Source organism: Cupriavidus sp. DB3 (assembly GCF_020418465.1).
Taxonomy (GTDB): Bacteria; Pseudomonadota; Gammaproteobacteria; order Burkholderiales; family Burkholderiaceae; genus Cupriavidus; species Cupriavidus cauae.
The window spans coordinates 256058-269202 of the sequence record NZ_JAIZPL010000001.1; the positions used below are offsets into that span (position 1 = coordinate 256058).

At 69.9% G+C, this 13145-nt stretch carries 11 protein-coding genes; 4 read left to right on the forward strand and 7 right to left on the reverse strand.

Going from position 1 to position 13145, the window contains the following annotated elements; translation table 11 throughout:
- The first annotated feature begins 3 nt into the window (after positions 1–3).
- Positions 4–939 carry a siderophore-interacting protein gene (locus K7G19_RS01125; RefSeq protein ID WP_226105296.1) on the forward strand — a complete coding sequence of 312 codons (936 nt, stop codon included), beginning with the start codon at positions 4–6 and terminating at the stop codon, positions 937–939.
- A 28-nt stretch (positions 940–967) separates the two neighbouring features.
- Here K7G19_RS01125 and K7G19_RS01130 read toward each other — a convergent pair whose 3' ends face one another.
- Complete coding sequence (locus K7G19_RS01130) at positions 968–1252, reverse strand: nicotinamide mononucleotide transporter (RefSeq protein ID WP_226105298.1); 285 nt, start codon at positions 1250–1252, stop codon at positions 968–970.
- Between the two features lie 257 nt (positions 1253–1509).
- Between K7G19_RS01130 and alaC the strand changes: the two genes are divergently transcribed.
- The gene (gene alaC / locus K7G19_RS01135) at positions 1510–2781 is read left to right on the forward strand and encodes an alanine transaminase (protein ID WP_226105300.1); all 1272 of its coding nucleotides are present in this window, start codon (positions 1510–1512) and stop codon (positions 2779–2781) included.
- A gap of 27 nt (positions 2782–2808) precedes the next feature.
- Here the strand turns inward: alaC and K7G19_RS01140 are convergent, their stop codons facing one another.
- The 4 genes from K7G19_RS01140 to K7G19_RS01155 are packed head-to-tail and all read right to left on the reverse strand — an operon-like array spanning position 2809 to position 7804.
- Positions 2809–4155 carry an enoyl-CoA hydratase/isomerase family protein gene (locus K7G19_RS01140; RefSeq protein ID WP_370639461.1) on the reverse strand — a complete coding sequence of 449 codons (1347 nt, stop codon included), beginning with the start codon at positions 4153–4155 and terminating at the stop codon, positions 2809–2811.
- Positions 4152–5051, reverse strand: a complete 900-nt coding sequence (mmsB, locus tag K7G19_RS01145; RefSeq protein ID WP_149318374.1) for a 3-hydroxyisobutyrate dehydrogenase — start codon at positions 5049–5051, stop codon at positions 4152–4154. The genes K7G19_RS01140 and mmsB overlap by 4 nt, the downstream gene beginning before the upstream one ends.
- A gap of 40 nt (positions 5052–5091) precedes the next feature.
- Positions 5092–6615, reverse strand: coding sequence for a CoA-acylating methylmalonate-semialdehyde dehydrogenase (locus tag K7G19_RS01150; RefSeq protein ID WP_226105302.1), 1524 nt, complete (start codon positions 6613–6615; stop codon positions 5092–5094).
- Between the two features lie 55 nt (positions 6616–6670).
- On the reverse strand, positions 6671–7804 hold the full coding sequence (locus K7G19_RS01155; RefSeq protein WP_149318127.1) for an acyl-CoA dehydrogenase family protein: 1134 nt from the start codon (positions 7802–7804) through the stop codon (positions 6671–6673).
- Between the two features lie 251 nt (positions 7805–8055).
- Between K7G19_RS01155 and K7G19_RS01160 the strand changes: the two genes are divergently transcribed.
- The gene (locus tag K7G19_RS01160; protein WP_149318128.1) at positions 8056–9093 is read left to right on the forward strand and encodes an AraC family transcriptional regulator; all 1038 of its coding nucleotides are present in this window, start codon (positions 8056–8058) and stop codon (positions 9091–9093) included.
- A 22-nt stretch (positions 9094–9115) separates the two neighbouring features.
- Here K7G19_RS01160 and ybaL read toward each other — a convergent pair whose 3' ends face one another.
- Positions 9116–10948 carry a YbaL family putative K(+) efflux transporter gene (gene ybaL, locus K7G19_RS01165; RefSeq protein ID WP_226105304.1) on the reverse strand — a complete coding sequence of 611 codons (1833 nt, stop codon included), beginning with the start codon at positions 10946–10948 and terminating at the stop codon, positions 9116–9118.
- Positions 10949–11152: 204 nt separating this feature from the next.
- Between ybaL and K7G19_RS01170 the strand changes: the two genes are divergently transcribed.
- On the forward strand, positions 11153–12145 hold the full coding sequence (locus K7G19_RS01170; protein WP_149318130.1) for a GlxA family transcriptional regulator: 993 nt from the start codon (positions 11153–11155) through the stop codon (positions 12143–12145).
- Between the two features lie 121 nt (positions 12146–12266).
- On the opposite strand, the gene fghA is transcribed toward K7G19_RS01170, so the two are convergent.
- A complete protein-coding gene (gene fghA / locus K7G19_RS01175) occupies positions 12267–13127 on the reverse strand; it encodes an S-formylglutathione hydrolase (RefSeq protein ID WP_226105306.1) in 861 nt (286 codons plus the stop codon).
- Positions 13128–13145 lie beyond the last annotated feature (18 nt).

Genomic DNA, 13145 nt, shown 5'->3' on the forward strand with positions numbered 1-13145 from the left:
TGCATGTCCGCTACCGATCGCGCCAATACCGCCAATACCGCCAATACCGCCAATACCGCCAATACGGCCAATACGGCCAATACGGCCAATACGGCCAATACGGCCAACACCGGCGATACCGCCAGTCCGCTCGATAGCCGCGGCGCCGCCGCGCTCGCCGTCGAACGCGTCCGCCATCCGCTGAAGTTCCGCCACATCCAGGTGGTCCGCACGCAGCGGCTCTCACCGGCGCTGCTGCGCGTGACCTTCACCGGCGACGACCTCGCCGACTTCGTCTCGGCCTCGTTCGACGACCACATCAAGGTGTTCCTGCCCGCGCCCGGACAGCAGCGCCCGGTGCTGCCCGAGATGGGACCCGACGGTCCGATGTTCCCCGAGGGACAGCCGCGCCCGATCGCGCGCGACTACACGCCGCGCCGCTACGACGCCGCGACGCGCGAGCTCGATATCGAATTCGTGCTGCACGGCGACGGTCCCGGCGCCAGCTGGGCGGCGCAGGCGCAGCCGGGCCAATGGCTGGGCATCGGCGGGCCGCGCGGTTCCTTCGTGATCCCGTCGGCGTTCGACTGGCACCTGCTGATCGGCGACGAAGCGGCGCTGCCCGCGATCGCCCGCCGTCTCGAGGAATTGCCCGCCGGCAAGCGCGTGGTGGTCGTGGTCCAGGTCGAGGATCGCGAGGCGCGTCTCGATCTGCGCAGCAATGCCGACTGCGAACTGCATTGGCTGTATCGCGCCGAAGGCGACGAATTGCTGACGACGCTGCGCCGGCTGGAATTGCCGGCCGGAGAGGGCTATGTCTGGGCCGCCGGCGAAGCCGCCGAGATGCGCGCGGTGCGCGCTTGCCTGGTTGACGAGCGCGGCATCGACAAGCGCCGCATCCGCGCGTCGGCCTACTGGAAGCACGGCGCGGTCGGCGTGCACGAGACGCTCGACGACTGAGCCCCGCGCAGGGCTGGGGCGCTCCGGCTCAGTGCGAGCCGGCGTGTCCGCTGTGACGATGGAACTGCGTATGCCGGTAGAGCCCGTACAGGCTGGTCGCGGTGAAGCCGAGCTGCTGCACGAACAGGCCATAGGTGCCGGTCACCAGCGCGAACACGCTCCACACGATGTTCGAGCACAGGTACGAAATCCAGCCCCAGCGCGACGCCTTGTTGTGCAGCGCCACCAGCAGCGAGCCGCTCATCGCGAGCGCGCAGCCCGACCATTCCAGACCATTGAGCACCATCGGCAGTTGAGCGGCAGCGAGATCCATCGCGCTATGTCTCCTTTTTTTGTGTTCAAGTTTTGCATACAAAGCGTGGGCGAAGCTTACCGCCGAAGCGCGGCGCGAGCAAGAGGGAGAAACGCTCGGCACAAGCTGCGGCGCCCCAGCGGGCCGACGAGAGCGTCATCCCCTTTGCGCGATAGCCGTGGACGCGCGCCCGTAACCCGATTAACATCGTTGCCGGCGGCACTGACAACCGCCAACGTCGCTCGGACGGTTCCGGGCGCTTACGTACAAGGACAACCATGTCAGCCATTCCGGCATCCCCGGGCCCGAGCACTTCGGGCCAGCGCCGCTTCGCGCGCATCGATCGTCTTCCCCCCTACGTCTTCAATATCACCGCCGAGCTCAAGATGGCCGCGCGCCGTCGCGGCGAGGACATCATCGACATGAGCATGGGCAACCCCGATGGCGCGACGCCCGCGCATATCGTGGCCAAGCTCACCGAGGCGGCGCAGCGCCCCAATACCCACGGCTATTCGACCTCGCGCGGCATCCCGCGGCTGCGGCGCGCGATCTCGCACTGGTATCGCGAGCGCTACGACGTCGAGATCGATCCGGAACGCGAGGCCATCGTGACGATCGGCTCGAAGGAGGGGCTGTCGCACCTGATGCTGGCCACGCTCGATCGCGGCGACACCGTGCTGGTGCCGGACCCGAGCTATCCGATTCACATCTATGGGGCGGTGATCGCCGGCGCCGATATCCGCTCGGTGCCGCTGATTCCGGGCGTCGACTTCTTCGCCGAGCTCGAGCGCGCGATCCGCGGCAGCTATCCGAAGCCCAAGATGATCGTGCTGGGCTTTCCGTCCAACCCGACCGCGCAATGCGTCGAGCTCGATTTCTTCGAGCGCGTGATCGCGCTGGCGCGCAAGCACGACATCCTGGTGGTGCACGACCTGGCCTATGCCGACATCGTCTTCGACGGCTGGAAGGCGCCGTCGATCCTGCAGGTGCCGGGCGCCAAGGACATCGCGGTGGAGTTCTTCACGCTGTCCAAGAGCTACAACATGGCCGGCTGGCGCATCGGCTTCATGGCCGGCAACGCCGACCTGGTGACGGCGCTGGCGCGCATCAAGAGCTATCACGACTACGGCACCTTCACGCCGCTGCAGATCGCCGCGATCGCCGCGCTCGAAGGCGACCAGCAGTGCGTGCGCGAGATCGCCGCGCAATACCAGTCGCGCCGCGACGTGTTGGCGCGCGGCCTGAACGAAGCCGGCTGGCCGGTGGAGCTGCCGAAGGCGTCGATGTATATCTGGGCGCGGATTCCCGAACCGTATCGCGCGCTGGGCTCGCTGGAGTTCGCCAAGCAGCTGCTGGAGAAGGCCAAGGTCTCGGTATCGCCGGGCATCGGCTTCGGCGACTTCGGCGACGACTACGTCCGCTTCGCGCTGATCGAGAACGAATCGCGCATTCGGCAGGCGGTGCGGGGCATCAAGGCGATGTTCCGCGCCGATGGGCTGGTCGCGCCGGCCGCGCATGAGCCGGCGCGCGGGGGCGGGGCGAAGGGGTAGGTCGTCGCGCCCGCGCGAGCGGGGGAATCAGCAAGTCAAGGCGGGCGATGCCAACGGGTGCCGCTCCCCTTGCCACGGTGATACGAAGAACCGGCGTACCGCATCGGGATCGACCTCGTCATGGCTGCCGACCCGCCAGTGCGGGGTCTGGTCCTTGTCGACGATCAGCGCGCGCACGCCCTCGATGAAATCGCCGTCGGTGAAGGCGTGGCTGACCACGTCGAGCTCCATGCGAAAGCAATCGGCCAGGTCCAGCCGGCGGCCGCGCAGCAGCAGTTCACGCGTGACCGCAGTCATCAGCGGCGAGCGGCCGCGCAGCAGCGTGGCGGTCTTGGCGGCCCATTCGGCCCATTCGGCCCTTTCGGGACCATCGGAGCCACCGGCGCGGTCGGCACCATCGGCTCGGTCGGCACCATCGGCTCGGTCGGCGCCATCAGCTCGGTCGGCCCGGTCGGCTCGGTCGGCTCGGTCGGCCCGGTCGGCGCGCTCCGCCCGGTCCGTGCAGCAGGCATCCTGCTCGCCCGCGAGTCCCTGCAGGATCGCCGCCGGCGTCGCGTCGGCGCGGAAATGCCGCAGCAGGGCGGGCAGGACCTTCAGCAGCGGGGCGTCGGCCGCGGTGACCGGCGATGCGGGGACCAGCGCGCGGCGCAGGATCGCCAGCACCGTGTCGCCGTCGCTGCCGGGGCCGGCGCTGCCGGACCAGTCGATGCTGGCCAGCGTCGCCTCCAGTTCCACCAGCCCGGCGCTGTCGACCGCGACATCCGCGAGCCCGCAGAGCAGCGTGTCGGCCGCGCCGAGCGTCACCCCGGTCAGGCCCACATAGAGCGCCAGCTCGGGCGTCATGCGCGACAGGAAGTGGCTGGCGCCGACATCGGGCACCAGGCCGATGCCGGTCTCCGGCATCGCGACGCGCGCGCGTTCGGTGACGATGCGCAGCCGCGCGGCCTGCGCCAGCCCCATGCCGCCGCCCATCACAATGCCGTCCATCAGCGCGACCACCGGCTTGGGATAGCGGTGCAGTTCGAAATCGAGCTGGTATTCGTCGACGAAGAAGCGGTGGTACAGCGGTTCGCCATCGTTGCCGCCACACCCCGCCATGTCGTCGCGATAACTGTCGTACAGCGCGCGGATATCGCCGCCGGCGCAGAACGCCTTGTCGCCTGCGCCGCGCAGCACCACGGCGACGACATCGTCCCGCGATGCCCATTGCCGCAGTCGTTCGCGCAGCGCCAGGATCATCGGATACGACAGCGCATTGAGCTGGCGTGGCCGGTTCAGCGTGACCAGCCCGACGCGATTGATGACGTCGAAGCGGACCTCGTCTGTGCCCTTGGCATCCACCGCGTGCGGCATGGTTTCGGCCCTTGCGTTCACGCCGTCCCTCCATCGGCATCCAGGTATTGCCGAATCACGCCCGAGAAATCGAGCTGGCCATCGCCGCGCTGGCACATCGCCTGATACAGCTGCTGCGCCAGGGCGCCGAGGAACAGCGGCTGCCGCACCGCGCGCGCGGCATCGTTGGCCAGCCCCAGGTCCTTGAGCATCAGCTCGGCGCCGAAGCCGCCGCTGTAGCCGCGCGCGGCCGGCGCGGTGTCGATCACGCCGGGGTAGGGGTTGTAGGTGTCGGAGGACCAGCAGCGCCCGGTCGAGGTGTTGACGATGCCGGCCAGCACCGTGGTGTCGATGCCGAGCCGGGCGCCAAGCGCCATCGCCTCGGATACGCCGATCATCGAAATGCCCAGGATCAGGTTGTTGCAGATCTTCGCGACCTGGCCCGTGCCGGTGTCGCCGCAGCGGACCACGTTCCTGCCCATGCCGGAGAGCACCGGCTGCAGCCGCTCGAACAGCGCCGCCTCGGCGCCGACCATGAAGGTCAGCGTGCCGGCCTGCGCGCCACCGGTGCCGCCGGACACCGGCGCGTCGGCGAACGGATTGCCCTGACGCGCGGCCAGCGCGGCCAGTTCGCGTACCGTCGCCGGATCGATCGTGCTCGAATCGACCAGCGGCACGCCGGGACGCACGCCGGCCAGCACGCCGTTCTCGCCGGTGTAGACGCCGCGCACATGGGCCGCGGCCGGCAGCATCGTGATCACGATATCGGCTTCCGCGGCCGCCTGCCGCGGCGAATCGGCGCCGCTGGCGCCGGCTTCGCGCAACGCGGCCAGCGCCTGCGCGTTCAGGTCGAATACCGTCAGCGTGTGGCCGGCCTTCAGCAGGTTGCGCGCCATCGGCGCGCCCATGTTGCCCAGGCCGATGAAGGCGATATGCATCGAGGTCTGCTGCATCGAGGTCTCCTGTGCGTTGCCGGTTTCAGCGCAGCGCGATGGTGGTATTGACGCCCTGGTTGACGGTCTCGTCATCGAACCAGCGTGCCGTCACGGTCTTGGTCTGCGTGTAGAACTGCACCACCTGCTTGCCGTAGGGGCCGAGGTCGCCCAGCTTCGAGCCGCGCGAGCCGGTGAAGCTGAAATACGGCACCGGCACCGGAATCGGGATATTGATGCCGACCTGGCCGACGTCGATCTCGCTCTGGAACTTGCGCGCCGCGGCGCCGCTCTGCGTGAACACGCCGGTGCCGTTGCCGAAGGGGTTGCGGTTGACCAGCGCGATCGCCTCGTCGAGCGTGTCGACGCCGATCACCACCAGCACCGGCCCGAAGATCTCCTGCGTGTAGATCGACATCTCGGTGGTGACGTCGGTGAATACGGTGGGCCCGATGAAGTTGCCGTCCGGATAGCCCGGCACGCTGACCTCGCGGCCATCGAGCGCGAGCGTCGCGCCTTCCTTCACGCCGGCCTCGATCAGGCCCAGGATGCGCTGCTTCGCCGCGACCGACACCACTGGTCCGACATCGGTGCCGGGCTCGGCGCCGGCGCCGACCTTCAGCGTGCGGGCCTTGGCGATCAGCTCGGGCACCCAGTCGCGTGCCGCGCCGACCAGCACCGCCACCGACGTCGCCATGCAGCGCTGGCCCGCCGCGCCGAAGGCGGCGCCGACCAGCGCGTTCAGCGTCTGCTCCTTGTGCGCGTCGGGCAGCACCACCGCGTGGTTCTTGGCGCCCATCATCGACTGCACGCGCTTGCCGTGGCTGCCGGCCAGGTTGTAGACGTGGGTGCCAACCGCGGTCGAGCCGACGAACGACACCGCCTTGACATCGGGATGCGTGCACAGCGCGTCGACCACGTCCTTCGCGCCATGCACGACGTTCAGCACGCCGGGCGGCACGCCCGCTTCGAGCGCGAGCGCCACCAGGTCCATCGTCGACAGCGGGTCCTGCTCGGACGGCTTGAGCACGAAGGTATTGCCGCAGACGATCGCCATCGGGAACATCCACAGCGGAATCATGGCCGGGAAATTGAACGGCGTGATGCCGACGCACACGCCGATCGGCTGCTGCAGCGTGTAGGTGTCCACGGTCGCCGCCACGTTCTCCGCAAAGCCGCCTTGCTGCAGCGTGCCGATCGAGGCGGCGTGCTCGACCACCTCGAGGCCGCGGAAGATGTCGCCCTCGGCGTCGGACAGCGTCTTGCCCTGCTCGGCGGTCAGGATCGCGGCGATGCGCTTGCTGTGCTCGCGGATCAGCGCCTGGTACTTCAGCATGATGCGCAGCCGCGCGCCGATCGGCGTATGGCGCCAGCTGGCGAAGGCGCGCTGCGCCGCGCCGACGGCGGCGTCGACCTCGGCCTGCGTGGCCAGCGGCACGCGCGCCAGCACCTGCTGCGTGGCCGGATTGACGACCTGGCGGTATTCGGTGGCGGCCGATTCGACCCATTCGCCGTTGATCAGCAGCTTGACTGTCGGAATCGCGGTGTCGGTGGCGGGCTGTGTGGTCATGGTGTCTCCATCGTTTGTCTGGTCGTGCAAGTCGTCAGGAAAGGCGAGGCGCGAACTACAGCGAGCGGGCGATCAGCATCCGCTGGATCTCGCTGGTGCCTTCGTAGATCTGGGTGATGCGCGCGTCCCGGTAGTGCCGCTCGACCGGGTAGTCCTCGAGGTAGCCGTAGCCGCCATGGATCTGCAGCGCCTTGGAGCAGACCCGTTCGGCCAGTTCCGACGCATACAGCTTGGCCTGCGAGGCCTCGGACAGGCAGGGCTGGCCGTCGCTGCGCATGCGCGCGGCGCGATGCACCAGCAGGCGCGCCGCGTTCAGCTCGGTCGCCATGTCGGCCAGCATGTTGGCGATCGGCGCATGCTCGCGCAGCGGCCGGCCGAACTGCACCCGTTCGCCGGCATAGCGGCAGGCGGCATCGAAGGCCGAGCGCGCGATGCCGATCGCCTGCGCGGCGATGCCGATGCGGCCGCCTTCGAGATTCGACAGCGCAATGCGCAGGCCCTCGCCGGTGTCGCCGAGCAGCGCGTCGTGCGGCACGACGCAGTCCTCCAGCGTGATCGCGCAGGTGTCCGAAGCACGGATGCCGAGCTTCTTCTCCGGGGCATGGACGTGAAAGCCCGGCGTGTCGGTCGGAACGAGGAAAGCCGACAATCCGCGCTTGCCGCGCTCCGGTTCGGTCGCGGCGAAGACGATGGCGATGCCGGCGCGCTGCCCGTTGGTGACGAACTGCTTGTTGCCCGACAGGACCCAGCCGTCGTCGGTCGGCCGCGCGCGCGTGCGCAGGTTGTGCGCCTCGGAGCCGGCCTGCGGCTCGGTCAGGCAGAACGCGCCGATCAGCTCGCCGCTGGCCAGCGCCGGCAGATAACGCTGCTTCTGCGCCTCGCTGCCGTAGTGCAGGATCGGGCCGCAGCCGACCGAGCTGTGCACGCTCATCAGCGTCGCGCAGGCCGCGCAGCCGGCGGCGATCTCCTCGATCGCCAGCGCGTAGGCGATGTAGTCGGTATAGGTGCCGCCCCATTGCTCGGGCACGATCATGCCGAGCAGGCCGAGCGCGCCCATCTCGGCGACGATCTCGTCGGGCAGTTGGCCGCTGCGGTCCCATTGCGCGGCGTTGGGCTTGAGCCGTTCCTCGGCGAAGGCGCGCGCGGTGTCGCGGATCATGCGTTGCTGCTCGGTGTATTCGCTGTACATGGCGCTGTGGTCGCGTGGTTGCGGGGCCGTCGTGGTGCGGTCGTCGTGGTGCGGTCGCCGTGGGGCGGTCGTGGAATGACGGCAGTGTAGAAAGGCGATGCCGGCGCGCGCTATGCCAAAATCCGCCAACTGTGCTGAACTGATTTGCCACTGCCCGCCGCTTGCCGTGACGGCGGCAGCCGGCATCCCGACCACCTTACGGATCGTCTCCATGTCTTTGCTGTTGCGTCCCGTTACTGCCTCGCGTGCCGATGGAAAAAGGTAGCGTCGCGATCTGCTTTGTCCACCATGCGATTTCCGGGCTGCGCTCGCGCGGCATCGATCCGGAGCCGGTGCTGCGCGCCGCCGGTATCGCGCCGGCGATGCTGGCGGTCGCGCAGGCGCGCGTGTCCGCGGCGAGCTACAGCGGGCTGTGGCTGGCGGTATCGGCGGCGCTTGGCGACGAGTTCTTCGGTCAGGACTCGCGCGCGATGAAGCCCGGCAGCTTCGCGCTGCTGTGCCATGCGGTGGCCGGCAGCCGCACCGTGGGGCAGGGGCTCGACCGCGTCGCGCGCGGCTTCGGCCTGCTGCTCGACGATATCGGCGTGCAGCTGCTGCGCCGCTACGATGGCGACGCGCCCGGCGCCGGCCCCGAGCGCGCCGCGCTGGTGCTGACCGAGCCGTCGCGCCGCCGTCCCGGCGTGTTCGCCCAGGAGACGCTGCTGATCATGCTGCACGGGCTGATGTGCTGGCTGGCGCGGCGGCGGGTGCCGGTGCGGCTGGCCGCGTTCCGCTATCCGGAGCCCGACTACAGCGCGGAATACCGCGTCATGTACTCACGCCAGCTCGCCTTCGATGCGCCCTGCACCGCGCTGATCTTCGACGCGGCGTGGCTGGACCATCCGGTGCGGCACGACGAGCGCAGCGTCAAGGCCTTCCTGCGCGACGCGCCCCATAACGTGGTGGTCAAGTACTCGGACCGCAGCAGCGTGGCCGCGCGGGTTCGCCGGCTGCTGCGGCAGTCGCGGCCGGATGGATGGCCGACCTTCGAGGCGCTCGCGGCGGCGCTGCATCTGTCTGCCTCGTCGCTGCGGCGCAGGCTGATGGAGGAGGGCGCCACCTATCAGCAGCTGAAGGACGAATTGCGGCGCGACCTGGCGATCGAGGCGCTCAGTCATACCGACTTGCCGATCACCGAGATCGCCGCCGAGATGGGGTTTGCCGAGCCCGGCGCCTTCCATCGGGCGTTCCGGCGCTGGACCGGGCTGCGGCCCGGGGTTTATCGCGGCATGCACGCCGCCGCGGACTGAGCGCGCGGCGCAGCGGACGGGATCAGTGCGGCGCGTCGGCGCGCCGGTCGCCGGTGTCGGCGCCGCGGTTCGCGCCGTTGTTCACGCTGCCCTTCGCGCTGGCATCGACGGCCGCGGCGGCGTCCTGCCGCGCGCTCTCCAGCACGCGCCGGATCATCGCCGTCGCCAGTTCCTGCTCGCCGAGAAACACCTCGCCGACGCGGTCCTTCAGCAGCAGCGCGGCCTCGTCCTCGCTGTGCGTGCGCACCAGGATGCGGATCCCGGGATTGAGCGTGCGGGCGATCTCGACCATGCGCCGCACGCCGACGGTATCGGGCGTGGCGATCACCAGCATGCCGGCGCGCGCGATATGCGCCTGGATCAGCACGGACGGTTCGGCCGCATCGCCCGATACCGCCGGCACGCCTTGCGCGCGCAGCGCCTCGACGATCTCCCGGTTCTGGTCGGCCACTACCACCGGCACGCCATGCGCGCGCAGTGCCCCGACGATACGGCGGCCGACGCGGCCGTGGCCGACCAGCACCACCTGCCGCGTCAGCAGCGCCTGATCGACCGTCGCCGGCAGCTCGGCCAGCGGATCGGCGCTGCGCTCGAGCTTGCGCGCCAGTTCGGAGCGCGCGCGGATCCAGCGCTGCAGCGGCTCCACGGTGCGAAACACCAGCGGATTGAGCGCGATCGAGATCAACGAGCCGGCGAGCACCAGATTGTGTCCCTGCGGGCTCAGCATGCCGAGCGTGACACCGAGCCCGGCCAGGATGAACGAGAACTCGCCGATCTGCGCGAGGCTCGCCGACACCGTCAGCGCGGTGTTCAGCGGATAGCGCATCGTCAGCACCAGCGCAAGCGCGGCCAACGATTTGCCGACGATCACGATGGCCAGCGTGGCAATGACCTGCAACGGCGCGTCGAGCAGCACGCGGGGGTCGAACAGCATGCCGACCGAGACGAAGAACAGCACCGAGAAGGCGTCGCGCAGCGGCAGCGTCTCCTGCGCGGCGCGATGGCTCAGCGCCGAGCCGCGCAGCACCATGCCGGCGAAGAAGGCGCCGAGCGCGAACGAGACCCCGAACAGCACCGCCGAGCCGTAGGCGATGCCGACCGCCGCCGCGACCAGGCACAGCGTGAACAGTTCGTTGGAGCCGGTGCGCGCGACCTGCCAGAGCAGCCATGGAAACACGCGGCGGCCCACCAGCAGCATCAGCGCGATAAAGACCGCGACGCGGCCCAGCGTGGCGCCCACCGTCGCCCATAGCGACGCGCCCGCATCGGGCGGCACGGCGCCGTTGCCGCCCGCCGCGATGGCCGCGGCCTGGCCCGACGGCACCGTGCCGAACACCTCGGCCAGCGCGGGCAGCATCACCAGCACCAGCACCATCACCAGATCCTCGACCACCAGCCAGCCGACCGCGATCCGGCCGTTGACCGAATCGAGCGTGCCGCGCTGCTCGAGCGCGCGCAGCAGCACCACGGTGCTGGCGACGGACAGGCACAGGCCGAACACCAGCGCGTCGGCCAGCGGCCAGCCCCATAGCCGCGTCACGCCGGCCCCGAGCGCGGTGGCGAAGGCGATCTGCACGATCGCACCCGGCAGCGCGATGCCGCGCACCGACAGCAGGTCTTCCAGCGAGAAGTGCAGGCCGACGCCGAACATCAGCAGCATCACGCCGATTTCCGCGAGTTGGCCGGCGAGCGCCATGTCGGCGACGAAGCCCGGCGTGGCCGGGCCGATCACGATGCCGGCCAGCAGATAGCCGACCAGCGCCGGCGCGCCGAGGCGGGCGCAGATGAAGCCGAAGACGAGCGCCAGACCGAGGCCGGCGGCGATGGTGGTGATCAGGCTGACTTCATGGGGCACGGGCGGCTCGCAGCGAAGTGATCAGGGGTGATCGGGGGGATCGGGGGCGCAACGGTCTGCAGTCCATGATAGCAAGCGGATGCGGCCGGGCTCCCCGCACGGGCGGCAACGGGGCGTCGTTTACACTGTCGCCTTCGCTCGTTTTCCAAAGATCGCGGTCCCTCCTGCGGTTCGTTTCCGCCGGCTGCCCGCCGTTCCCGCTTCATGTCCCAGCCGTCCCCCGCACCCCATCAGATCGATCTCGTCGTCTATCCCGGCTTCAAGGCCATGGAGGCGGTCGGACCGATGACGGTGTTCGACTATGCCAACCTGCAGCTGGCCCGGCGCGGCCAGCCGCCGGCCTATCGGACGCGCATCGTCTCGACGCGTGTGGGCCCGGTGCGTTCGGACACGCTGATGACGCTGGAGGCCACCGCGCGGCTCGACACGGTGCTGCTGCCCGACACCGCGGTGATCGTCGGCGCGCGCGATATCGAAGGGGCGTTGCAGGAAGCGGGGGAGATCGTCCCGTGGGCGCGCGCGGTGGCCCCGCGCATCGGCCGGCTGGTGGCGCTGTGTTCGGGATCGTTCTTCCTGGCCGCCGCCGGTCTGCTCGACGGCAAGCGCGCGACCACGCACTGGAGCGTGGCGCCGCTGCTGCGGCAGCGCTATCCCGCGGTGGCGGTCGATCCCGATGCGATCTTCGTGCGCCAGGGCCGGCTGTGGACCTCGGCCGGCGTCACGGCCGGCATCGACCTTGCGCTGGCCATCGTCGAAGAGGACCTCGGACGCGAGATCGCGCTCGATCTGGCGCGCGAGCTGGTGGTCTTCCTGAAGCGTCCGGGCGGCCAGTCGCAATTCAGCGTGCATCTGGCCAGCCAGACCACCGGCCACGCCGGCGTGCGCGAGGTCCAGGACTGGATCCTGCGCGACCTGACCCGCGCGTTCACGATGAGCGAGATGGCGGCGCGGGCCGCGATGAGCGAGCGCAATTTCCGCCGTGTGTTCGCGCGCGAGACCGGGGCGAGCCCGACCGCCTTCATCGAATCGGCGCGGCTCGAAGCGGCACGCCGCCTGCTGGAGCAGGGCGAGCTGCCCCTGAAGGCGGTGGCCGCGCGCAGCGGCTTCGGTTCCGACGAAGCGCTGCGGCGCGCCTTCCTGCGCCATCTGGGCATCACACCGCGCGACTATCGCCAGCGGTTTGGCGCGGCGGCGTAGCGCCCAAGCACCCAAGCACCCAAGCACCAAAGCGCTCAAGTACCGAAGCGCTCAAGCACCGCAGCGCCCAAGCACCGCAGCGCTCAAGCACCGAAACGCCGAAGCGCCTTCCACCGGCCGGTCAGCCGTCCTGCAATTGCGCCGCGTGATGGCGCAGATGGTCCTCCATCCACGTGGAGATGAAGTAGTAGCCGTGGTCGTAGCCCTGATGCCGCCGCAGCGTCAGCGGCTGGCCCACCGCGGCGCAGGCCGCCTCGAAGGCCTCGGGATGCAGCTGGTCGGCGAGGAATTTGTCGGCCAGCCCCTGATCGATCAGGATGCCGCCGGGGAAGGGCGCGGTGGGCTGCGCCTGCATCAGCGCGCTGGCATCGTACTGCAGCCATTGCGCGCGATCGTCGCCGAGATAGCGGCTGAACGCCTTCTCGCCCCAGGGACATTGCGACGGCGCGGCGATCGGCGCGAACGCCGACACCGAGCGGAAGCGCTCGCGATGGCGCTGCGCCAGCACCAGCGCGCCGTGGCCGCCCATCGAATGGCCGAAGATGCCGATGCGCCGCGGGTCGGCGCCGAGTTCGCCGACCACCAGATCGTGGAGCTCGCCGGCGACATAGCTTTCCATGCGCCAGTGCGCGTTCCACGGCGCCTGCGTCGCGTCCAGATAGAAGCCCGCGCCCGCCCCGAAGTCCCATTCGTCCGCCTCGCCGGGGATGCCGGTGTCGCGCGGGCTGGTATCGGGCGCAACCAGGATCAGGCCGAGCTGCGCGGCGAGCCGCTGCGCGCCGCCCTTGATCATGAAGGTTTCTTCGGTGCAGGTCAGGCCCGCCAGATAGATCAGGGCCGGCCGCGGCGTGCCGACGCCGGCCAGCGCCGCGGGCGGCAGGAAGACCGAGAAGCGCATCGGCAGGCCGACCGCGGTCGACGCATGCCGGTAGAAGCGCTGCACGCCGCCGAAGCAGCCGTGCTCGGAGAGCAGTTCGAGCATGAGCGTCGCGCCTCCGGC